Raw genomic sequence first — 21,985 nt, forward strand, 5'->3', positions numbered from 1 at the left:
ACATATGACGAATAAAGAGAACTTAATTGTTTGTCGTTGTGAAGAGGTTACATACGGACAACTTCAATCGACAATTGCTGAATATAAATGCTCGGCAAGAGAATTAAAACTAAGAACACGTGCCGGTATGGGATTTTGCGGTGGCCGCACATGTAGAATGATGTTAGATCGAATGATTGAAAGTGCAAATCCTGACGTAACTCCTAATGAAATACCGTTAAAATATCAACCACCAATACGTGCTGTTACCTTTGGAGCGGTAGGTGATAATAAATGAGTAGAATTACACATCACCCTATTTTAGGTAGTTTACATAATAGTCAGCGCATCACTTTTCAATTTAACGGGCAACAATATGAAGCATATGAGCATGAAACAATTGCTGCTGCCCTGCTAGCAAATGGAATACGAACGCTACGTGTACATGAAGATAGCGGGAACCCGCGAGGTATTTATTGTAATATCGGTCATTGTTCAGAATGCCGTGTGACAGTAAATAATCAAACGAATGTACGCGCATGCTTAACAGTTGTAGAAAACGATATGATTGTTGAAAGCGGAAAACAGCATCCAAATATCGTGAGAGAGATGGTGAAAAAGCGATGATCGATGTAATTATTATTGGTGCAGGGCCGGCAGGATTATCAGCTTCCATCTCTTGTGCACGTTTTGGACTTAACGTACTTGTTATTGATGAATTTATGAAACCTGGCGGGAGATTGTTAGGACAGTTACATCAAGAGCCTACTGGAGAATGGTGGAACGGAATTAAAGAAGCAAAACGTCTTTACGAAGAAGCCGAATCACTGTCAGTCGATATTCGGTGCGGTGTTTCCGTCTATAATTTAGATAAAGATGATAGTTCTTGGTTCGTACATACAAATATCGGTACGTTAGAAGCTCCGTTCGTATTAATTGCTACTGGCGCTGCGGAGTATTCTATCCCCCTTCCTGGCTGGACACTTCCAGGAGTTATGTCAATTGGAGCGGCTCAAGTTATGACAAATGTTCATCGCGTGCAAGTCGGAAAAAAAGGAATCATTATTGGTGCTAACATTTTATCATTCGCTATTTTAAATGAATTGCAATTAGCTGGAATTAAAGTGGATCATATCGTACTTCCTGAAAAAAGTGAGTTAAGCCAAAAAGCTGGTGAACCAGAAGAAGTTTTGAACTCCCTTTTAAATGCAGCTCATCTCGCTCCTTCTGCTTTTTTGCGTATAGGTAGCCGTTTTATGAAATATGATTGGATTCGAAAAGCCAGCTTAAACTTCTATCCAAATAACGGAATGAAAATAAACGGGACACCACTTCATCTTCGGAAAGCTGCACTTGAAATTATTGGAACAGATCAAGTTGAAGGTGTTCGTGTTGCTACTATTGATTCTAAAGGAAACATTATGAATGGATCAGAGAAGATATATGAGGCAGACTTCGTTTGTATCGCTGGAGGTTTATATCCGCTTGCTGAGCTTGCTGCTGTAGCTGGATGCCCTTTCCATTACATCCCAGAATTAGGTGGACACGTCCCACTTCATTCCGAAACAATGGAAACCTCTCTTCCAGGTTTATTTGTAGCCGGAAATATTACTGGGATTGAAAGTGGGAAAATCGCGATGGCGCAAGGGAGTGTCGCTGGATATTCAATCGTAAAACAAGCTAATATAAAATCAAATTCAGTTGAACAACACTTACAACAAGCAATCCAACATGTTCACACCGTACGCCATCATGCTGCGATTCAGTTTAATCCAATGATTGATGCTGGTAGACGAAAGATGAATGAAATTTGGCGTGATTATTCCACCACATATGCACATACTAAAAAGAGCTGCTGAGATTACTCTCAACAGCTCTTTTCACTACTCATCCGAGTTATTAAATTTCGCTAATGCATAAATGCCTTCTTCATCATCTAATTCAAGTTGTAATCTTGCTGCGAATGAATTGACATTGTATTCTCTGTCAAGTAATAAGCGTAGTGCCTCGATTAAGTTCGCTTGAATTAAAATTTGTTGACGACCATTTACCTCTACTTCAGCAGAGAAACCATACTCATCATCATACATTAGTTCAACTAATACTTCTTCTGGACCCACTTGTCTTTTTTCAGCGATATATACGCAAAGCGCATTTATAAGCTCTTGCTCAGAAATTTTTATTGTTTCCATGCTACTTCATCTGCCTTTTTCTTACGTTGATCTTTGAAGTATTTAAATGCACGAACTGCTAACATTACGATACCAGCCATTACTAACATATTTACCATAAACGCTAATACAGAACCAAGAGCTCCCATATTTGCAAATAAGCTACCCATTAGTAAACCACCAAGACCACCTAGTAATAAACCTTTCATAAAGCTTCCTTTATTACTTTTTGGCGCTGTGTTTGTTGCTTTTGTTTTTGAATCTGGATTCGTTTTTTGAGAATTCACGTTTGAGTCTTTTTTGTTTAAATCAACTTTTGACTTTTGACCTGAACTTGGTGTAAATGATTTTTTACCAGATTTGTAACTCTTCGCTGCTGCGTGATCTACAAACATGAAGCTACTAGCTCCAAAGATAACCATGAATGCTGTCATTACTGCTACAAGTTTTTTCAACATATTATATCCATTCTCCTTTTATATAGATATATGTGAAATCTATCTTTCTTGTAAATTTAGAATGATAGATTTGTTTTTAAGAACATTTTAAAGGTTCTTATGAACTTATTATATGAACTTTTGTCGAAATATGCAAGTATTATTTACTTTCAACAGTTTGGTCACAAAGGAAAAATTAAGCAAAACAGAATTGACTTTAAATGAAACAAAACATATTATAAGTTCATAAGAACTTTTTATTATTTTGGAGGTGAAAAGATGGAAACATTTCATCTCACACGAAACGAAATGGCTACCCTTCTTCTATCACTAAGAGGATGGAATACGAAAAAGCCTCTCGGTATTTTACAAGAAGCTTGGGCAAAGTCACATAAAAAAGATATTGAAAGCGGACAAAGCGTTACAGCTTTTATTACTACCGCACTTTCACCTATTTTTGAAAAGCTGATTAAAATTGACGATACTGATGTCGGTTTTTCTTTAAATGAAATAGTTGCGCTTGGCAATCAGATTGAAAACACAAGTTTCTCTGTAACTGCTATGCAAAACTGGGTGAAACGAGATATAAAAGAAATGATTGGCTCTCCTCAAAAAGGGAAAAAATATTCAATTGAACAAGCAGCCTTACTATTTATTGTCGAAGATTTAAAAACAGCACTTGATTTTGAATCCATTCGTAAGCTATTACGCCTTATTGTAAATGACCCAGCCGATCGAAGTGATGATTTAATCAATCCTGTTCATTTATATGTAGCATACTCTTCTCTATTTGAAGAACTCAATCAAGGGAATTGCTTACAATTAAATGCAACAGATACCGTTCATACAATTGAAAACATCGTAAAAGAAAAAGCTGATAAAATCGCAAGCAAGTTCGATCAAATTAATAACGAACAACGCGAAGCAATTCGTAACGCTATCATTATTGCGACCCTTTCTGTACATACCGCATATGTACAAATGTTAGCGAAACGTTACGTAACAGCAACGTTATTTTTACAAAACTTAGATGTGAAACCGTAAAAAAACAAGCATCCCCCTGTCCTACGTATATGACAGGGGGATGCTTGTTTTCAATCAATATAAACTACACAAATCATTTTACATTTAAGTTTCGTTCTACAATAGCTCTTGATTATGTAAAAATCATTACTAACCTAACATTCAACAATGTTCATTTCTTTCTATTAAATTCCTATCAGATTTTCTCGATAAACTTAAGTACTTCATTTTTATAATTATATTTTTCATTAATTTCTTGTAATAATTCAATATCATGCGTATGAGTTCTTCCTGTCTCTAACAGCTCTCGATATAAATCAATATAAGGAAGATGTTTATTAGTGGCATTTTTATATTCCTTTTCTACATCGTAAAAAACCTTTTTAAACCTCACATCGGTAATCCCTGCCTCATCAATTTCAAGAATTGCATACTGAGCACGTAAGTCAGAGTTTAGCTTATTCCACTTGTAAAAAGGTTGTCCAACTGTTCCTGGGTTAATAATTAATTGATCATTGCTACTATAGCGCAACAATTGATGGTGGGTATGAGCATAAATCGCAATATCGTAATCACGATCAAATAACCGATCAAACTGTTCTTGATTATTAGTGGGCCATAAATCCCCTCCGTAATTTTTATTTTGTAGATTATGACTAATACTGATTGATAAATCATTAACCTGTTTTGTTATATGTAATGGTAAATTTTTAATATAATTAATATAGTTTTTATCCAAGTTTTCACATTGATACTGAACTAATCTAGAAACATAAATATCAGTTGCGTTATCAATATCAATGTTTTTATTAAGAACGTCAAGAAAGCTATCTTCCCAGTTTCCTTGTACATAAGTATCAACGTTAATACTATCTAACATTTCAAATAAATCATTCGATCCAGGACCAGGCATAATTAAATCGCCTAAAAACCAATAATCAGTCACACCTTCTTTCAAAGAATCTTCGATAACTGCTTTTAAAGCAGTTGCATTTCCATGTACATCTGCCAGTACAGCAATTTTATGTTTCATGTATTTCATCCCCCTAAATTAACATTATATTCCGAATTAACTGCATGTATTTTTCTATATTGTTTCTTCTTTCTTAACTCTGTGCATATCATACACTTTCACTTGATTCTCTATATACGATTTTTCTTTTTTAAATCCAGCTTTCTCATAACAACGAATGGCCCTCTTATTATCTTCCCTAACTTGTAATACAACAGCTTCTATATCAGGATCTAAAAATGATTTACTAATAAAATACTTTGTAATCTCCGTTCCAAGCCCTTTTGAATATAAATTCGAAACACCAATGAGGATAGAGTATTCCATCACGTACGCATCTTCATATTTCTTCTTTTTTAATCCGACTCTCCCTATTACTTCATCTTCTACTACTATTACATGATAGCTCGCATAAGACCGCGACAATTTTTCAGTCCAATACTGCCGAAGCTCTTCAATTGTATATCGCTTAAATGATTTCACATCTGCTATATTATGTAATTCTTCATTGTTATACCATTCTAATATAATTGATAAATCATCTATTTGTAATAAACGTTCATGCCAATCCATATTTTCACCTCATCTACATTTCAAATTACTACACCTAATTAAAAAAAATACGCATATTCTTTTTTAGGCAATTTTACTATCTCTTGAATAAAATTCGATTTTTCTAAAATGTCATCTAGCTGCCCCTCACTATACACATAAATACCACCTACGTATGAACTGTAAGCCTTTTTCTCAGTTATTACCACTGCGGTGCTATTTTCCTTTTTATAATCGCCCTCTTTTCCTTTTTCAAATGACAAACTTTTAGTTGCTGAGAAATAAAGATGGATTAATGCTGCTATTTCTATGTCATCTGATTTTGCAAAGCACTTTATTTCATTTATAATCATTTCATCTTGTAATGGAAGAAAGTCCTCTATCTTCTTTCTTTTATAAAAGAAATTTTGTAGCCCAGGAGTATGGAACGAAAGATTTTTCTCCTTTATCTTTTGAAATATGGATTGCAACAATAAATCTTTCCCTACTACAAACGGATGGCCAAAGCCATTATTGTAAAGCCCTTCTTTCATTTTCATTAGTTGTTCAATGTATGGGATTCCTTGTTCTGCAATAACAAGTTTACCGTTAATAAAACGCATACTAGCAATCAATCCTTCTACTCGTAAGCACTCGAATTCAAGCGAGGAATAATATAAATCTCTATTCCAAAAATCTAATTGATCCATTCCTAATGAATTAAATAATAGTTCATCTATAATTGGAAAAACTCCATCTTCTGTTAAAGCTTTCGTTACATCATCTAATAATCCAGGAGTTTGATTTAAAATCGAGCGTATTTTTTCATCCTCTTGAATGATTCGTATCGTCCACTCACCATGATTTTCACCTGATATTTCCTGAAAACAATGTGAATATGGACCATGTCCAGCATCATGTAGAAGAGCTACAGTCGATACTAGCTTTCGTTCATATTTCGATAAATGTATATCACCAATCTCAGTAAGGTGTTCGATCACTTTATTTACTAGTACATATACACCTATCGAATGTTCTTCCCTCGTATGTATTGCGTTCTCATGTAAAAAATAAGTATGTCCTTGTTGTTTAATATATGCCAACCTTTGAAATGCTCTTGTATCTATCAATTGAAGGATATCTCTATCATGAATAGAGATTAGGCCATAAATCGGATCTGCAACACGCATACATTCTCCTCCTATTTTGTAAATTAAAACCTATATTATTATACTTAATTTTCAGTCTATTTTCATTAATATATGAGAAATTTTTAATGAACTTTTCATTATTTCTTCATGAAAACGCAATTTATATCCTTTACTATAATACTTATAAGAGACATAAAAGAATTGAAATAGCAATCCCCTATATAAATAAGGTATAATCTACACATAGTGAACCTTTTATGTAATTAAGTAAAAGGGTATATATTCAAAAATCCATACATTAGAAGGTGTAACAATGTTAAGTAGTTTTATTCACTCAGTATTAACGTTTTTTGAAGGATTAGGTTATTGGGGCATTATGCTTGGACTTATGATCGAGATTATTCCAAGCGAAATTGTTCTCGCCTATGCAGGATACTTAGTATTCAATGGTAGCATCTCATTTATTGGTGCAGTTGTATTTGGTACCATTGGCGGCGTTATTGCTCAAATCTTTATTTATTGGATTGGACGATACGGTGGACGCCCTATATTAGAACGTTACGGAAAATATATTTTCATTCATAAAAAACAAATCGATGCTGCCGAAGATTGGTTTAATCGTTACGGAACTGGCGTAATTTTCACAGCTCGCTTCATTCCGGTAGTGCGTCATGCGATTTCAATCCCTGCTGGTATTACAAAAATGCCATTACTACGTTTCACTACATTAACGGCACTTGCAATCATCCCTTGGTCTATTATTTTTATTTATTTAGGTGAAAAACTAGGTGAAAACTGGGAGAATATTAATGATATTGCTGGACCGTATGTGAAATCATTCGCTATCGGTGGCGTCGTACTTATTCTTTTATATTTCGTAATAAAAAAGTGGACAAAAAAACGTAAAAAACTTGCTTAAGATAATAAAAAAACCGCTAAAAATTCATTCAGAATTATAGCGGTTTTTATTATAGGCTTGATTATGTATTAAAAATTGTATTATTTCCTCTTTATGCTTCAAGTCTGCCATTTATAACCCACTCCTAATAACACCTTCTAGAAATTGTATGAAAAGCCCCCATATTTACATGGATAAGCAACAATTTAGGCATCCCTTTCGTATATTATCCCAAAAAGGAGTGATTCCCCCAATGCACTGGCAACAAAAAATACCATACTTAATTGGACGCCCTATCGGCATTTCCTTCATGAATGGGCAAGGAACTACTGGGGTATTATGTTCAGCATATGATGGCCAATTATATGTGTATGAATACCTTTACCAATCTTAGTTCGCGATGAAACATTATGATTTCAGACAAATTCAAGATATACACGCATTTCCGAATTGCCCACATCAAAATCCTCTTTATTAAGAAACAGGAACAGCTCATAGCCGTTCCTGTTTCTAAGTTGTTATTTCTCAGAATAAAACTTCTGCACAGCTTCATCAAAATAGATCCAGCCTTTCCAGCCTAGATGAATCGTATCTTTTAAGAAATACTTATCATATTCATGGCTAGAGAAATCGACTACTGGATACCCTGCTTTCTCAACTTGCTCTCTAACCTTTGTATAATACACTTCACGGCGTTCTTTCGGGAAACCAGCGTAATCATACCAAGGTCCATTTACAGGTACAGAGATAAAGAGTGGCTTAACATTTTTTTCTTTGAAAAGATCTAAAACAATTTGTAAATCATCATATTCTGGTGATTCATCATACGATTCATTTGCTCTAAAATTTTTTAGGCCTTTTAATTTTTTCTTTAAATTATGTTTATAGTAATACGGGTTTTCAATTCCAAATGTATTTGTAGTAGACTCCGCTTGCCCTTCTTGTTCCGCATGTTTACGTGCATTCTCCCAAGAAATTGAACGTAGTCCCATATTTGTTTTCTCTTTCATCGGTTCAATCTTAAATAAAGAATTAAATAAATCTCTATGATCTAAAATGTTTCGGTACATATAAGCAAGTGGTTTGGCTAGACCTGCTTTTATGTTATGTTTCGTATCATTATAAACAATACCTTCTAATGAATTTTTTAATATATCATCTTTTTGAACAACTTTATAATCTAATAGTCGTTTCGCGATCTGCTTCTTCATTTCAGGTTTAATGTCATCATTAAAAATAAAATGATATGCTTGTTGTTTGGAGAAATTATTAGTAAAATCTCCTTGTGATACACCCGTTTTTGTAAACCATTGTGGCGAAAGAACAAAGACGACTTTTTTACCTTCCAAATCATCCATTGTAGACGTCATATTTAAAATATGAGCTAAACTTTGCGTACCGCCAGTTCCAATTAAAAATGGTGTAAAACCTGCTGGATTTACTTTGAAATAGTTAGATGGATGGTATGCATCCATTCGTAAAAATTCAGATGAACCGTACATCGGTAAATACTGAGAATTCTCTAACATTTTCTGTTGTAAGAAAACACTTTGTAGTTTTTCTTTTTGTAAGGACGTTGCCGCATCTTCTATCTTTTTATCACTAATTAGCGATACTAAACTTTTAGACGGAATAAGCAATACAATGAAAAAAAGTACACAGGCTAAAATAATTGGTCCGAAAGCATGCTTCATCTTCATTAAATATTCCTCATTCCATTACTATTAAATTGTAACCCTTGTTTTTGACACGTCATCTTTTCTCTCCTTTTTCTCTATACATGTTCCATTCTATTTATCTATTATATACATGTATGTATTTCCTTCCTTGTTCTATTAAGTCCTATACAAATAGCGCAAGCAAATGTTTCCATAGAAACACGTTAATTATACAAGATTCTACATAAATTTCACACTGGAATTTTAGTAATAATTTTATTTTTAAACGTCGAAAAAACAAATGAAATGTCTATAATTCATCCGATTATGTATTACATAAGAAAAAAAACAGACCACCACATACGTGAAGTCTGTTTCTCCATCACTTTATTTTTGTACATCTGCCCATTTTAAACTTGTAGCTGGACCGAATTGATGCACATATAAGTCTTTCACATATGGTTTTTGTAAGTAAGATAGACCGCGCTGGAATACCGGTGCAATTACTGCATCATCCAGAAGCATTTTTTCAGTATCTTGCAGTGCTTTCCAACGTGCTTTTTCATCGTTACCTAATTCAGTTTTAATCTTCTTAATTAACGCATCATATTCTGGATTTGCATACCCTGTATTATTTACAGTACTTCCTGAAAGGAATACTTCTAAATAAGTCATTGGATCTGGATAATCAGGTAACCAGCGTGATAACGACATTTCATATTCTTTTTTCTTCTCTAACGCTAGTTTTTGCGTATGTGGTTGTAATTTCACATTTACTTTAAGCCCAGGTAAGTTTTTCTCAAGCTGTTCTTTAATATATTCGCCTACTTTTTTAAAGTTTTCTAAGTCATAGTTTAATAACTCAAGCGTTACTTCATTCGTTCCTGTTTCTTGCTTTGCCTTTTCCCAATATTCTTTTGCCAGTTTTACGTCTGTCTTATTAAATTCGCCTGCTGTACTTCTAAAGTCTTTCTTGTCTGGACCTTTTAAAAAACCTTTTGGTACATAGTAGTTTGCAGCAACAGAACCATCATTTAAAAATGAAGTCGCAAGGCCCTTCTTATCAAACACTGTACTTAGTGCCAGACGCGCATTTTTACTTTTAAGAATCGGTACATTTTCATTGAAACGGAAGAAATACATGACTGGATCTGTATATTGTTTCAGTTCCTTATTCGTTTTATATTTATCTACAAATTCTGTAGAAATGACCGCTCTATCAACCTTATCTGTTTCATATAAATTTACCGCAGTTGAAATTTCTTTAACAATTTGATAGTTTACTTCATCTAACTTCACTTCTTGTTTATCCCAATACTTATCATTTTTCTTCATTGTAAAGCTAGCTTCATGTTTCCATTCTGATAATGTAAACGGTCCATTATATACCGTTTTATTTGCTTCTAATCCGTATTTATCACCTTGCTCTTTCGCATATTTTTCATTAATCGGATAGAAAGATGGCAAAATGAGTAGTTTCGTAAAATACGGTACAGGATGTTCCAGCTCTACGACAAATGTTTTATCATCCTTTGCTTTTACTCCTAATTCATCTAATCCTAGTTGTTTCTTATTTATTTTCTCCGCATTTTTCACATCATACGCAATATATGCATATTGAGAAGCTGTATCTGGATTAATAAGCTGCTTCCAAGCATATACGTAATCGTGAGCCGTTACTGGATCTCCGTTAGACCATTTCGCATCACGTAAATGAAATGTATAAGTCTTTCCATCCTTACTAACCTCATATTTTTGCGCTCCGGCTTCAATTACTTCATCATTTTTCGATAATCGGAATAGCCCTTCCATTACGTTATTCAAAACGTTAAATGATACCGCATCTGTTACTTTCCCTGAATTTAATGATGGAATTTCACCCGTTTCTAGTAGCTGCAATACTTTCTTCTCATCTTTCGGCTTTGTAGCTGTTTTTTCTTTTGCGCAACCAACTAAAAATGAAGAAACTAATAGAGTACTAACTAACGAGTAGCGAACTACCTTTTTCATTTCCAAACCCCCTCTATTTTTTACGGTAAGTAACGGCGAGCACCAGCGTATTCTTCTATATATCCGGGTGTATTTAACGGGATTATTTCAACTGATCTTTCAGCTCTTGGTGAGTGAATCATATTACCATCACCAATATACATCCCAACGTGATGGACACTACCTTTCCCTTGATCATGCGCAAAGAAGATTAAGTCTCCTTTTTGTAAGTTTTCTTTATCAACGGCAACCCCTGCTCTTGATTGCGGTCCAGAATCGCGCGGTATTGTAATACCGTGCGATTTATAAATCGTATGTGTGAATCCAGAGCAATCAAATCCAAACCCACTTGTACCAGCCCATATATATGGTAAACCTAAAAACATTTTCCCTATGTTGATTAAATCATCGGCTGTCGGTGTTGGAATATCATCTTGAGAACGGTAAACCGCTCCATCATTTTTTCGTAGCCATGCTTTCTGTCCATTTGGCAACAATACGCGGTATGAAATGGTATCTTCACTTAGTAGCGGCAGTCGCGTATTATAGCTAACTTCAAGTGCTTTTTGTTTTTCAGAAGGATTTATATATAAAATTGCGGTCGGTTTCGTTACTAATACGAACGGTTCGTTTGTTTTATCTGCAAACTCTTGATTATACGTTAATTGTTTTTCCGGCATCCATCCCGGGTAACCTTCTTCATTTCGCGGTGTCGGTTGTCCGTGTACTAACACTTTTACCCAGTCACCTTTCTTATCAACAACCGTTACTTCTTGACCGAGTAGTGCTTGCGTTTCTAATTTATTTGCATTTGTTAACCATAGTTTTTCATCGAGCGTCATTGATTTCGTCCATTTCCATAAATCAACTGGATTTGTTGCACTCGGTGCATCAATTGGCCGTAACGAATCAGGTGCAGTCCATAACGTTGCGGCAGATACATCTATAAACGCTTTGCTATCTTTCTTCTCTTCAGCATTTGCCGATGTAAACGATGAAAATATAAATAGAGTTGTTAATAATGCAGTTCCTACTTTTTTCATATATATCCTCCTTAAAAGGTAAGTTACTAGTCATTTTTTCTAAGATTACATATTCACTTTAGAATGAAGGTTTACCTTTGAGCTGGAGTAAGTCATTCCTTCCGGTTCTTCCATTAACCATAGCGGTGCATCAAGATCGAAATAATGAATATTTGGATGTGCAGCAGCTAAGTGTGCTACTGCACTAACGGAAAGTGAAGATTCCATCATGCTGCCAACCATACATTTCACACCTGCCGCTTCTGCAATATCTGCAATACGCCACGCTTCACGTATACCACCGCATTTCAATAATTTAATATTGATTAAGTCCGCATAGCTTCCTTGCACGAGTTTTAATGCGTCACTTGATGAAAATATACTTTCATCAGCCATAATAGGCGTTTGTACATTTTCTTTTACGTACTTTAATCCATCCCAATCTTTCGCGTGAACTGGTTGTTCAATGAATTCTATATTTAAATTACGATTTTCCATCTCTTTAACAATAGAAACCGCTTCTTTTGGATTCCATCCTTGGTTTGCATCTAATCGTAACGTTGTATTTTTTGGTACGCTATTTCGAATCGCCTCAATACGCTCTAAATCTAAATGCACAGATTTACCAACTTTAATTTTTAAAGTTTGAAATCCTTTTTCTACATGTTGCTTTGCCTCTTTTGCCATAATAATAGGATCATCTACACTTACTGTAATATCTGTATAGATTTCTTTCTTACCGCCTAATAATGCGTAAAGTGGAACGTTTTGATATTGGCAATACACATCATATAAAGCGATATCAACCGCCGCTTTCGCACTTGTATTTCCAATACAACTCATTTGGATATACTGTAATAACTGCTGAAATTGAATTATATCTTGACCAATTAAGCATAAACGCAGCGGCCCTAATATAGCTTCCTCAATCCCACTAGCGAAATCTCCCGTAATAACCGGTGTTGCGGCCGCAGCTCCTTTTCCAACAATTCCTTCATCTGTATGAATAAACACATCAATACTTTCAATTTCAGTTACGGTACGAAGTGCGGTTTTAAATGGAGTATGAAGCTTTACACAACGACGCTTCACCTTTATATCCGTAATTTTCATTTCGCTCATCCTTTCGTTGTCCAATAAAAAAATCCAGCCGCAAGAACTTCCTTACGGCTGGATTTTGTCTATGATTGAGTAGACAAAGCAGCAATCTGATTATATTTTTTTTGCGCATCTTTTAGCGCTACTAATAATGCCTTTTGAGATGAACCGAAATAACGATCTTTTATTTCTGTTACTAGCGCTGGATCATTAATATTTTTATGTAGAAATAAATATTTAACGAATTGAGATGTTAATGCAATTGTCGCTGAGCAATCTGCATCTACAATTTCCCCTGTCTCCTTCACAAGTACAAAAGCTACAAAATAGCTTTTAAACTTTTCCGTAATGGGATTATTTTGAGGCGCTTTCGCATCCCCTACGACATAAATTGTATTTGAGGCATACACAGCTATCTTCCTTTCTTATACAAGGATAACGGGTTTCTTAATAGTCGTACGAGCGATAAACTCAACGTTCATTAAAAAATGTATCCGCTTACGAATATTATATAAAATTATCAGAATTTTAACAACATTTATCTTTACACATATTTCATAATTATGGATAATTGTGAATTTCTTTGATGTAATATCTTCAACTGTACATCTTACATTATGTTAGAACTCCTTGTACCATGCAAAGAATTAGCTTTTCTGTTTTCGTACTTCATTTACAAATAAAAAACAGTTAGCGATCGCTAACTGTTTCATTACTTTGGTAATACGAAAATTGTTTCATTTGACTTAGAAAATTGGTACTCTTTTCTCGCAAACTTCAAAATTTCCTCTTCATTATCCGTTAAATTCTCAATGTTAGTCTTTAAAAACGATTGATCCTTCTTTAATGTAACTAATTGTTTCTTTTGATTTGTAATCGTATCTTTTTTATTCATTATTATCTCTTGCTGTTTCGTTAAAATATATTGAACATACAAAGTAGTCGCTGCAATAAAAAGAACCATTAAAATAAATCGTCTTAACTTCTTTTTATTTATAGTACGATTGTCACTAGGTTGTGATAGTTGCTCTGGTATATTAGGAACATTTACTCTTTTGAGTTTCCTCATTTCAAGTCCCCCTAACCCATATTTTTCACTACCATAGGCACGTTTTCTTACTAAACTAAATTCTATTCTTATAAAATAAGTTCCTTCACAAAAATATCTCACAAATTAACCAATTAAAGCTAGCATTCGACGACATTTCCATATTTACATCGAGATTTTTTATGTATGCTGCAATAAAATAGTAGTTTATGTTATTCTTTTTCTACTATTGTAGAAGAGTTTTTTACTTAGCACTTTATTTTATCTCCTCAACATCAGGATTCGCATATAAATCAATATCAAAATCAGCTTTAATACTGTTAGAAAAATCAATTACTGGATTATCTAAATGAAAAGCTGGTGTATGACTATCATTTATTTTAATTACAATAGTGAATCTACATTCTAATCCAAATTCTCTTTTTAGTTCATTTATAATGGCTGACTTATCTTTTAGTTTTAGAATTAATTGCTCCATTACATCTCCTACATCTAATGATTCCTGATATCCTGTACTTAGTTGCCAAGATGTATAGTTTCTTGTTATGTTTTCAGTTTCGTTTGTTTTTCTAATTATGTCCCCTTTTTTATAACTTTTAGTTGGGCTTACTTGCAATCTTTCAGAAACAACCTCTACTGGAAATTCATCTCCAGACAGATTGAAATAAACCATTACTTGCGTTTCATCCATTAATCTCACACCTTTATTAAAAATAAATTATTATTTAATTCAATCGTTCCATTTTACTACAGACTTCAAGTTGAATTTTATGCCAACCTATAACTACTTTTAATATTAATATGAATCATTCTACAATTACATCTTTTTATTAATATATAATGTTTTTATTTTTATAAAGTAAAACTTTAATCAATGTGGGTTATGTTCAGCCCCACTCCCACCTAACTTCTTTGCCCCAGCCGAGTTTTGAGGTGGGAGTTTTACTTCCCGGCAAATAGCGGGATAAACTCTATTACTAACGGCGCATTACTTCTCCATTTAAATTGTTTACATAATACTATTATTTTTATAATTTATTATCCCAATAAAAAAACAATCCATCTGTTAGATGGATTGTTTTTACGTTTCATTTTTATAATTCTTTAAATAATTTAATCGTTTTTACCTTAACTGAATTGGATTTATAATAATGAAATAAAAATATATATTAAAAACCGAGCGCATTATGCATATCAAAAAATAGCTACCTATTAAACATTTATCATTTGAAAGCTAAAATGAATTTTAACCTTTCATTTGAAAAAATACGTATAAACCCTCTAATATGAGCAGACTTATCATACTAATCTATAACAATTTTGCCTTCTCCCCTTACCTGTTTCCTTTAACACATATGATCTTAAAACAAGCGCAGTTAATGAATCCGTTAATGTTTTATATGATAAATTAGACAATGCCAATAGATCGTTCGTATATAACATTCTATGCTTTTCTAATAATAATAGTACTAATCGTTCTGACGGTTTTAATGTCTCATCACTTTCTAGTATAAAGTCTATATTTTTCATTTCTTTAATTATTGCTCCTTATATAAAAAAATACTTTAAATGATTATTTAATATAAAAATAATACATAACAACATCTGAAGTATATTAAAATAACATCATTTTAAAACACTATTATACTATAACATAGAACAAGCATTTCCCGAAATAGGAAATGCTTGTTCTTAATTCACTTTCTTATATTGCTTATATGATTCTTCCAAACCTATATTATATTTCGTGTTTTTATCCGTCCAGTCTTCTCCTAAATTACCTGGCCATCCTGATGTATTAGCGACATATTTTAATAACTTCCAATCTTTTAATCCTTTTTTCACACCGCGCTCATATGATTTGACCATATTAGTGATTGCTATTTTTGCATTGATTTGTGAATCCATTAAACTTTCTTCAGATAAAGAGGCTGGTGCTAATCCGCCCCGATGCAATTGGAATAATCCAAATGATGTGCCCTTATCCCCTATCGCTTTTCGATTCAATTTTGTTTTATGGTCTGCGATAGATAGTGGAATCCAATCTGGAATATCATACCTCTTAGCAACTTCACCAATTATTTTCTTATTATTTTCAATCTCTTTATACTTCTCATATTTTGAATAAAAAGCATTCGTTACTGTTACTAACGTAAGTAATATGAATATATATTGTAACGTTTTTTTCATCATTTCATCTCCTGCTTTGTGTATGTTTCACTTCCTACTCACACTATAAAGCCTTTATGTGACATTCATTTGACGAAATGATATGAATGATGCATAAGTTAATAATAAATTAAGTTTTTCTAAAATCACTTAAACAAATAAAAACGGTTCGTCTATCATGTTCTAAACATGAGTGGCTAACCGTTTTCGAGTGTCTTTTTAATAAACACGTTCTACCTTATATATTTCTTGCAATATGTGGTTTGCTGTAATGACTCGTTCCGCCGCCACCTACTACTACTTTACCGCCTTTTCCAAAGATTAATAATTTACTTGAACCATCTGCAAGAAGTACTATTACTTCCGCATGATCACTTGTAGCTACATAGATTACATAACCGCTTTTTGAAATACACGTTTCCCAATTCTCATCAAATTCTGATCTAACTACCCGATTAGAATACACTTGATTTTCAATTCTTCCTTGTTCTTCGTTTTCCAAATTTATTCTCCCCTCTTCCTTGAATAGTTATATATATTAAAATGGCAGTCCTGTTTAAAATAGTGACCGATTTTAACATAAATAGTATATGTAGGTAGTAGGAGAATGCTTGGACAATGAAAACGTATCAGCATTTAAAAATTTTACAATCGAAACTTCTCTTTAATCATTTCCGCTACTTCTTTTGGACTCAAGTAAGTATTATTAATTTTTATATACTCTTCTTTTTCAATTTCACCATGAAGAGAGTTTAATCTATGCTTTTTCATCGTTTCTTTTAAATTATTTTCAGACCATTCAATATCTCTTTTTTTCGGTTTATGTTCTAATCTATGCGGGCTTTTATTCCTTTCTAATCTTTCATCTAATTCCGCTTCCAGCTCTACAAAATATACCGTCCCACCTTTTAATTCAAAAATACTTACTACATGATGTATATAATCCCAATCGGATTGGAGGTCAAATGCCCATACATAAGTAAAAATCATTCCAGATAAATCACTTTTAGATACTTCTTCAAATATTTCATTACGAAATAAACTTACTAGTCTTTTTGCTTGTTTCGTACTGTAATCAAAAATTGGACTTACTAAATCAATTGTCATATGGTTATGAAAAAGTTTTAAACCGGTTAATGTTGCTAATTCTTGCCCCACTGTCATTTTCCCAACTGCTTGTGGGCCAAATATTAATATGAATTTCATTTATTTCCCTCCTATCGCTCTCTATAAACAATTACATAAAATAGAAAATAAGGCAGTCGATTTCGTATCGATTGCCTTATTTTTATTAATAGTTTCTGTACTATTTTTTTCGCACAGCTTCAAAAGTAAACATTTGATTTGCATTTGACGATTTTTTTTCATAAACATAGTCAGCCGAACAAATAATGTTAGAGAATCCTATACTTTCTAACAGAAGTTTAAACTCTTCTATTCCATACCAGCGCAGTGCGAAGCGTTGTAGTTCTGTTTGTACTAACTTTCCTTTACTCCATTTTTCATATTTTAAATAGGATAGAGTAACTTGGTTCAGCCAATCTATTTCAATTGATTTATTTTCTAATGTAATTCCGTCACCACTCGGCAAAGAAAAATTTGATGTATGAATCTCTCCAGTCTTCCAGTCATGCGGAAGCATAATATCGACGATTAACCGACCACCTAGCTTAAGGTGCTCATAAAAACATTTCAATGCGTTTATAGAATCCACACGATTTTCAATTAAACAAAAAGATCCAGTAGGAATGATAATTGCCTCATATTTATGTGGCAGTGAAAATTTTTGTAAGCTTCCTTCATATAGATTAGGATGTAATCCTCTCTCTTTACATCGTATACGGCACGATTCTAGCATTTCAGGTGAATAGTCTATCCCATCTACTTTAAATCCAGCCTCTAGAAGTGGGATGATGACACGCCCTGATCCTACCGCCGCTTCGAGAATTCTTCCTCTACAATTTTTTAAACGTTCTTCATAATACTCAATATCACCATTTAAAGAATAACCGACAGGCTTTGTGTAATCATAAAGTTCCGTGCAAAGTGTACTATAAAAACTAAACATTTATTTTCTCCTCCGTTTTATACGTACGGAAGATTTCATTTCAATTCAATTAATCTTCCTGTACCTTTAATTTTAATGAAAATTCGAAAGAGCTGACTGTCATACTATATCACTCGCTTTCCATAGAATATAATCATATTGTATAATATTTCCTTCAAAATGAATATATAGAAATCGAAAATTCAGACTTATTTTGAAAGGATGATATGATGAATTTATTAATTGGATTTCTTTTTCTTCTTATCACTTTTAATGCTCTAATTTTCTTTATTGCAAAGAAGTATAGGCGAATATGGAAAATTGCCAGTGGCATTTTAATCCTAAATGCAATTTTTTTATTTGTTGTAAGTACTTTTAATAGAAATTCATAATTGCCTCCTCGTATTGATAAACAATTACACCCCAAAATTTAAAGAGCTTACTATATAGTAAGCTCTTCATTAAAAATCATTTATTTCACGATCGGTAATATTATTTCGCTTAATTTTACTGTAAGCTTCGTACCCGCTTTCGGTCTAATTGTATAATCATAGTCGCTAGCAATTAAAACAACTCCAATTTGATGCCCCGCTTTAAAGACATAATCATCTGGCTGCATGTCCCATGTAAATGTATAATCTTTGCCCGGTTGAATCGCTGTTGAATTTTCTATACTCTTTAAGTTTTGAGGATCCATCCAGCCTCTCGTTACGACCTCTGGCTTCGCTTCTCCATAATCAACAAGTAAAGCGGTTAAATTTGATACAGATCGATCAATATTTCCCGTAATTGAAATCTTTGGTGTACCACTTATACGCGTATCTTTTTGCAGTACAGGCATTGTATACACTAATCGATTGGCTACTTCGAGTTCTGGGTTTGCTACTAATTGGTTTGATTTCATTTTTGCATCATCTACGAATGAGAAAACCTTATTAGCAGATCCCATACTTAATGGCAAATTGACTGCTTTATTACTTAAATACATTCGGATTTTTGACGGCACAGCCGCTGGATCTGGCCAATTTTTTAACCTTTCCCATGTTTTATTTTCTCGTTGTACATCAACCATTGGTTCATCCATAATTCCATTTTCAATTCCGTACAACCAATAATCTAACCATTTATTTTGTGTTTGCTGCCAGTTATTACTTGATGTTCCGCCGTGTCCACCTTGATGTAACCACATTTTACGAGGTACATCATTTTCTCCAAGCGCATCCCACCATTGTGAAAACTGCTTCGTTTTTACGTTCCAATCGTTTAAACCGTGAACGACAAATACGCTCACTTTTACATTTTTAGCATCTTTCACATAGTTACGTTTATCCCAAAAATCATTATAATTACCAGTTTTCCGGTCTTGTCCATCAGTGAGCTCTTTTATAACTTGTCCGCAAACTTCAGGGTTTTCCCTTGTTAGTACTGCTTCTGCCATATTATCTGTATCTTCCCCTTGATACCCACCTGGCGCAATGACTGCGCCATTTGCACGATAATAATCATACCAACTACTAATCGCTGCGATTGGAATAATTGTTTTTAACCCTTCAACTCCAGTCGTCGCAACAGCATTTGGTAACGTACCATTATAAGAAACCCCTGTCATACCTACATTTCCAGTAGACCAATTTGCATTTACTTCTTTTCCTTCTTCTGTATATGCTTTCGCACGCCCATTTACCCAATCAATGACAGACTTCGTCCCCAATATTTCCTGTTCGTCTCCAGTCGTAGGACAGCCATCTGATTTTCCAGTACCGATACTTTCTCCTAAAATAACTGCATAACCTCTTGGCACGTAATAGTTTCCGTACGAACCAAGATTAACCGCTCCATACGGTTTTCCTTCATACGCATACAATTCTTCATCTACATTATATACAGGAACATCTTTTAATCCAGCTCGATATGGACTCATTTCATAAATAACAGGAACTTTCACATTCGGATCAGTTTTTGGACGCATAACCTTTACTGATACACGATCCTTTTTACCATTGCGATCACTATCAACTTCTGTTTCTACAAACAAATTTTCAATAATCGCTTCATCAAGTGAGTAAATAGGTTTTGTCATCCCATTTTCTAATTCAATTTTTGTGTTCGAATGTAATGCTTCTGAAACTTTTCCATTTAACTTAACGCCATTTTCATTTCTGTTGTTTGTTTCCTTATTTTCTGCATACGCAGTCATAGTAGAAACTCCTGATGTAATTGATAAAGATAAAATAGCTGATAGTGTAATTGCAATTTTCTTTTTCTCCATGCCCTTCCCTCCCCAATACTTCTCTTCTTACTATACAACAAAATTACTGAAAATTCAGTTTATATTTTATACAATAACTTGAGAAATTTGTAGAACATTCTCCCTACGAGCTTTCAAAATTATATAGTTCCACTTAATACTGTTTTATAATCATAAAAAAGCATCGTCTCCTATTGAAAATAGACGATGTTTTTTAGTTTTTAATTAGCCCTTCTTCATATAAATATCAAACTGTATCTCTCCATCTATAGTAGAGACTCCATATTCAAAACCATGTCTTTCTAAAATACTTTTCACTATCGCTAATCCTAATCCTGTACCTGATTTTTCTTTACTACGAGAAGATTCTAATACATAAAATGGTTCCCAAATTTTATCGATATCTTTAATTTGTTCAGCATGAATACCATTTTGAATTTGAAAATATATACCATCGTTTCTATTTTGTAAATAAATTTTCACATTTTGATTCGTTGCATATTTAATCGCATTAGAAATTAAATTTTGAAACACCATTCCCATTTTATTTAAATCTGCATAAATGATTGTATCACCAACAGTATTGTTCACTTGCAAATTGATTTTTTTCGATTCCAGTTCAATCTTATGTTTATCTATTATACTTTGGACTAGTGGCTCAATAGGGAATTCTTCTTTTTGTAATATATCTCTTTCTAGTTTAGAAAATCGTAATAACTCTTCAATTAGATTTGATATGTGATCAGTTTGTTTAATAATTGTATCTACGTACGTACCATCATCTAACTCATCTTTTATTCCCATAGAATATGCTTTTACTAATGCGATAGGTGTTTTTAATTCATGAGTCATATCACCCATAAATTGTTTTAAATGTTCATTACGATCTGTTAAATCTTGATGTGCTTCATGCAATTTATCACTCATAATATTGATACTATTGGCTAAGTCTCCTATTTCATCGTTCGTTTTCACTTTCGTTCTTTTAAACTTCAAACGTGAAATTTCTTCTGCAACATCACTTAATTCTTTCAATGGTGTCGTGATTGTTTTTGAAAGTATCCACACAAGTAAAATAATGAGAAGGAGTGAGAAACACAAAATGTATAAGTAAAATGTATTTAACGTATTAATAATTTCATTTGAATTTGCAATAGAAGTCCCAATTAAAATTATCGTATCATCTTTCGCAATATATTTAGCAAAAAAGCTTGCTTTTACCTTTCCTTGATCATATAGTTTATTCGATTGCCCTTCCGTTTTCACTTTTATGACTTCGTCTTTCGTAATCCACAGTTTATTTAATGTTACCTTCTTTCTCATAAGTTTTGTGTGTAGTGCTTCGTTCATATCAACTATTGACTGGTTGATTGGCGTATACACAATTGAAACATTACTTTCATTTTCAATTGTATGGATAACATCTTCTAAATCTTTTACTGATGTATCTTGTATTTGCGTTGTAAATTTATTTAAGTTTTCACGTGTTTTATAAATATTATAT

General features: G+C 33.3%; 24 protein-coding genes and 1 pseudogene. 6 read left to right on the forward strand and 19 right to left on the reverse strand.

Annotation, left to right across the window (positions count from 1 at the left end):
* The first annotated feature begins 4 nt into the window (after positions 1-4).
* The 3 genes from JDS81_RS15825 to JDS81_RS15835 are packed head-to-tail and all read left to right on the forward strand — an operon-like array spanning position 5 to position 1,838.
* On the forward strand, positions 5-277 hold the full coding sequence (locus tag JDS81_RS15825) for a (2Fe-2S)-binding protein (protein WP_000182286.1): 273 nt from the start codon (positions 5-7) through the stop codon (positions 275-277).
* Complete coding sequence (locus JDS81_RS15830) at positions 274-606, forward strand: (2Fe-2S)-binding protein (protein ID WP_000087053.1); 333 nt, start codon at positions 274-276, stop codon at positions 604-606. Before JDS81_RS15825 ends, JDS81_RS15830 begins: the two co-directional genes overlap by 4 nt.
* A complete protein-coding gene (locus JDS81_RS15835) occupies positions 603-1,838 on the forward strand; it encodes an NAD(P)/FAD-dependent oxidoreductase (protein ID WP_000567616.1) in 1,236 nt (411 codons plus the stop codon). Before JDS81_RS15830 ends, JDS81_RS15835 begins: the two co-directional genes overlap by 4 nt.
* Before the next feature lie 24 nt (positions 1,839-1,862).
* On the opposite strand, the gene JDS81_RS15840 is transcribed toward JDS81_RS15835, so the two are convergent.
* Both JDS81_RS15840 and JDS81_RS15845 read right to left on the reverse strand, forming a co-directional pair.
* Positions 1,863-2,171, reverse strand: a complete 309-nt coding sequence (locus tag JDS81_RS15840) for a YxcD family protein (protein ID WP_000447764.1) — start codon at positions 2,169-2,171, stop codon at positions 1,863-1,865.
* Positions 2,159-2,608 carry a hypothetical protein gene (locus tag JDS81_RS15845; RefSeq protein ID WP_000914476.1) on the reverse strand — a complete coding sequence of 150 codons (450 nt, stop codon included), beginning with the start codon at positions 2,606-2,608 and terminating at the stop codon, positions 2,159-2,161. Before JDS81_RS15845 ends, JDS81_RS15840 begins: the two co-directional genes overlap by 13 nt.
* A 258-nt stretch (positions 2,609-2,866) precedes the next feature.
* Here JDS81_RS15845 and JDS81_RS15850 point away from each other — a divergent pair, with 258 nt between their 5' ends.
* The gene (locus JDS81_RS15850) at positions 2,867-3,631 is read left to right on the forward strand and encodes a DUF1836 domain-containing protein (protein WP_000447231.1); all 765 of its coding nucleotides are present in this window, start codon (positions 2,867-2,869) and stop codon (positions 3,629-3,631) included.
* Positions 3,632-3,806: 175 nt separating this feature from the next.
* Here the strand turns inward: JDS81_RS15850 and JDS81_RS15855 are convergent, their stop codons facing one another.
* From JDS81_RS15855 to JDS81_RS15865, 3 genes are read right to left on the reverse strand one after another with little or no spacing between them, the layout of a single operon-like run.
* Entirely contained in the window at positions 3,807-4,643 is an 837-nt protein-coding gene (locus JDS81_RS15855) for a metallophosphoesterase family protein (protein WP_097952449.1), read from the reverse strand.
* Positions 4,644-4,697: 54 nt separating this feature from the next.
* Positions 4,698-5,195: a GNAT family N-acetyltransferase gene (locus JDS81_RS15860; protein WP_097952447.1), complete on the reverse strand. Its 498-nt coding sequence runs from the start codon at positions 5,193-5,195 to the stop codon at positions 4,698-4,700.
* A 38-nt stretch (positions 5,196-5,233) separates the two neighbouring features.
* A complete protein-coding gene (locus JDS81_RS15865; RefSeq protein ID WP_097952445.1) occupies positions 5,234-6,343 on the reverse strand; it encodes an HD domain-containing protein in 1,110 nt (369 codons plus the stop codon).
* A gap of 274 nt (positions 6,344-6,617) precedes the next feature.
* Between JDS81_RS15865 and uptA the strand changes: the two genes are divergently transcribed.
* Positions 6,618-7,223, forward strand: a complete 606-nt coding sequence (gene uptA, locus JDS81_RS15870) for an undecaprenyl phosphate transporter UptA (RefSeq protein WP_000952907.1) — start codon at positions 6,618-6,620, stop codon at positions 7,221-7,223.
* Between the two features lie 232 nt (positions 7,224-7,455).
* A pseudogene (locus JDS81_RS30425) lies at positions 7,456-7,680 on the forward strand (hypothetical protein).
* Between the two features lie 40 nt (positions 7,681-7,720).
* On the opposite strand, the gene dltD reads toward JDS81_RS30425, so the two are convergent.
* From dltD to JDS81_RS15945, 14 genes are all read right to left on the reverse strand, one after another.
* Positions 7,721-8,902: a D-alanyl-lipoteichoic acid biosynthesis protein DltD gene (gene dltD / locus JDS81_RS15880; protein WP_000782332.1), complete on the reverse strand. Its 1,182-nt coding sequence runs from the start codon at positions 8,900-8,902 to the stop codon at positions 7,721-7,723.
* Between the two features lie 345 nt (positions 8,903-9,247).
* Positions 9,248-10,870, reverse strand: a complete 1,623-nt coding sequence (locus tag JDS81_RS15885) for a peptide ABC transporter substrate-binding protein (protein WP_097952443.1) — start codon at positions 10,868-10,870, stop codon at positions 9,248-9,250.
* 20 nt (positions 10,871-10,890) lie between these two features.
* Entirely contained in the window at positions 10,891-11,892 is a 1,002-nt protein-coding gene (locus JDS81_RS15890) for a C40 family peptidase (RefSeq protein WP_097952441.1), read from the reverse strand.
* A 45-nt stretch (positions 11,893-11,937) separates the two neighbouring features.
* On the reverse strand, positions 11,938-12,984 hold the full coding sequence (locus tag JDS81_RS15895; protein WP_097952439.1) for a dipeptide epimerase: 1,047 nt from the start codon (positions 12,982-12,984) through the stop codon (positions 11,938-11,940).
* Positions 12,985-13,052: 68 nt separating this feature from the next.
* The gene (locus JDS81_RS15900; RefSeq protein WP_000271326.1) at positions 13,053-13,379 is read right to left on the reverse strand and encodes a DUF3870 domain-containing protein; all 327 of its coding nucleotides are present in this window, start codon (positions 13,377-13,379) and stop codon (positions 13,053-13,055) included.
* Between the two features lie 302 nt (positions 13,380-13,681).
* Positions 13,682-14,038, reverse strand: coding sequence for an FtsB family cell division protein (locus tag JDS81_RS15905; RefSeq protein WP_097952437.1), 357 nt, complete (start codon positions 14,036-14,038; stop codon positions 13,682-13,684).
* Positions 14,039-14,273: 235 nt separating this feature from the next.
* The gene (locus JDS81_RS15910; protein WP_097952434.1) at positions 14,274-14,708 is read right to left on the reverse strand and encodes a DUF4279 domain-containing protein; all 435 of its coding nucleotides are present in this window, start codon (positions 14,706-14,708) and stop codon (positions 14,274-14,276) included.
* A 608-nt stretch (positions 14,709-15,316) separates the two neighbouring features.
* Positions 15,317-15,547 carry a hypothetical protein gene (locus JDS81_RS15915; protein ID WP_000789037.1) on the reverse strand — a complete coding sequence of 77 codons (231 nt, stop codon included), beginning with the start codon at positions 15,545-15,547 and terminating at the stop codon, positions 15,317-15,319.
* Between the two features lie 162 nt (positions 15,548-15,709).
* Positions 15,710-16,210, reverse strand: coding sequence for an invasion protein (locus JDS81_RS15920; protein ID WP_097952432.1), 501 nt, complete (start codon positions 16,208-16,210; stop codon positions 15,710-15,712).
* A gap of 214 nt (positions 16,211-16,424) precedes the next feature.
* Positions 16,425-16,688, reverse strand: a complete 264-nt coding sequence (locus JDS81_RS15925) for a hypothetical protein (protein ID WP_000426647.1) — start codon at positions 16,686-16,688, stop codon at positions 16,425-16,427.
* Positions 16,689-16,831: 143 nt separating this feature from the next.
* A complete protein-coding gene (locus JDS81_RS15930) occupies positions 16,832-17,392 on the reverse strand; it encodes an AAA family ATPase (RefSeq protein ID WP_097952430.1) in 561 nt (186 codons plus the stop codon).
* A 100-nt stretch (positions 17,393-17,492) separates the two neighbouring features.
* Positions 17,493-18,254: a class I SAM-dependent methyltransferase gene (locus JDS81_RS15935; protein WP_097952427.1), complete on the reverse strand. Its 762-nt coding sequence runs from the start codon at positions 18,252-18,254 to the stop codon at positions 17,493-17,495.
* A gap of 451 nt (positions 18,255-18,705) precedes the next feature.
* Positions 18,706-20,502: a Xaa-Pro dipeptidyl-peptidase gene (locus JDS81_RS15940; RefSeq protein ID WP_199688520.1), complete on the reverse strand. Its 1,797-nt coding sequence runs from the start codon at positions 20,500-20,502 to the stop codon at positions 18,706-18,708.
* A 204-nt stretch (positions 20,503-20,706) separates the two neighbouring features.
* Positions 20,707-21,985 (reverse strand): HAMP domain-containing sensor histidine kinase (locus JDS81_RS15945; protein WP_206772286.1); only part of this gene is annotated, 1,279 nt, incomplete at its 5' end.

The organism is Bacillus cereus group sp. N31, assembly GCF_016483245.1.
GTDB lineage: Bacteria > Bacillota > Bacilli > Bacillales > Bacillaceae_G > Bacillus_A > Bacillus_A toyonensis.

Excerpts from the sequence above, each read along its gene's own strand:
- JDS81_RS15825 (WP_000182286.1), top strand. The coding sequence starts at position 5 with ATGACGAATAAAGAGAACTTAATTGTTTGTCGTTGTGAAGAGGTTACA.
- JDS81_RS15830 (WP_000087053.1), top strand. The coding sequence starts at position 274 with ATGAGTAGAATTACACATCACCCTATTTTAGGTAGTTTACATAATAGT.
- JDS81_RS15835 (WP_000567616.1), top strand. The coding sequence starts at position 603 with ATGATCGATGTAATTATTATTGGTGCAGGGCCGGCAGGATTATCAGCT.
- JDS81_RS15840 (WP_000447764.1), bottom strand. The coding sequence starts at position 2,171 with ATGGAAACAATAAAAATTTCTGAGCAAGAGCTTATAAATGCGCTTTGC.
- JDS81_RS15845 (WP_000914476.1), bottom strand. The coding sequence starts at position 2,608 with ATGTTGAAAAAACTTGTAGCAGTAATGACAGCATTCATGGTTATCTTT.
- JDS81_RS15850 (WP_000447231.1), top strand. The coding sequence starts at position 2,867 with ATGGAAACATTTCATCTCACACGAAACGAAATGGCTACCCTTCTTCTA.
- JDS81_RS15855 (WP_097952449.1), bottom strand. The coding sequence starts at position 4,643 with ATGAAACATAAAATTGCTGTACTGGCAGATGTACATGGAAATGCAACT.
- JDS81_RS15860 (WP_097952447.1), bottom strand. The coding sequence starts at position 5,195 with ATGGATTGGCATGAACGTTTATTACAAATAGATGATTTATCAATTATA.
- JDS81_RS15865 (WP_097952445.1), bottom strand. The coding sequence starts at position 6,343 with ATGCGTGTTGCAGATCCGATTTATGGCCTAATCTCTATTCATGATAGA.
- uptA (WP_000952907.1), top strand. The coding sequence starts at position 6,618 with ATGTTAAGTAGTTTTATTCACTCAGTATTAACGTTTTTTGAAGGATTA.
- dltD (WP_000782332.1), bottom strand. The coding sequence starts at position 8,902 with ATGAAGATGAAGCATGCTTTCGGACCAATTATTTTAGCCTGTGTACTT.
- JDS81_RS15885 (WP_097952443.1), bottom strand. The coding sequence starts at position 10,870 with ATGAAAAAGGTAGTTCGCTACTCGTTAGTTAGTACTCTATTAGTTTCT.
- JDS81_RS15890 (WP_097952441.1), bottom strand. The coding sequence starts at position 11,892 with ATGAAAAAAGTAGGAACTGCATTATTAACAACTCTATTTATATTTTCA.
- JDS81_RS15895 (WP_097952439.1), bottom strand. The coding sequence starts at position 12,984 with ATGAAAATTACGGATATAAAGGTGAAGCGTCGTTGTGTAAAGCTTCAT.
- JDS81_RS15905 (WP_097952437.1), bottom strand. The coding sequence starts at position 14,038 with ATGAGGAAACTCAAAAGAGTAAATGTTCCTAATATACCAGAGCAACTA.
- JDS81_RS15910 (WP_097952434.1), bottom strand. The coding sequence starts at position 14,708 with ATGGATGAAACGCAAGTAATGGTTTATTTCAATCTGTCTGGAGATGAA.
- JDS81_RS15915 (WP_000789037.1), bottom strand. The coding sequence starts at position 15,547 with ATGAAAAATATAGACTTTATACTAGAAAGTGATGAGACATTAAAACCG.
- JDS81_RS15920 (WP_097952432.1), bottom strand. The coding sequence starts at position 16,210 with ATGATGAAAAAAACGTTACAATATATATTCATATTACTTACGTTAGTA.
- JDS81_RS15930 (WP_097952430.1), bottom strand. The coding sequence starts at position 17,392 with ATGAAATTCATATTAATATTTGGCCCACAAGCAGTTGGGAAAATGACA.
- JDS81_RS15935 (WP_097952427.1), bottom strand. The coding sequence starts at position 18,254 with ATGTTTAGTTTTTATAGTACACTTTGCACGGAACTTTATGATTACACA.
- JDS81_RS15940 (WP_199688520.1), bottom strand. The coding sequence starts at position 20,502 with ATGGAGAAAAAGAAAATTGCAATTACACTATCAGCTATTTTATCTTTA.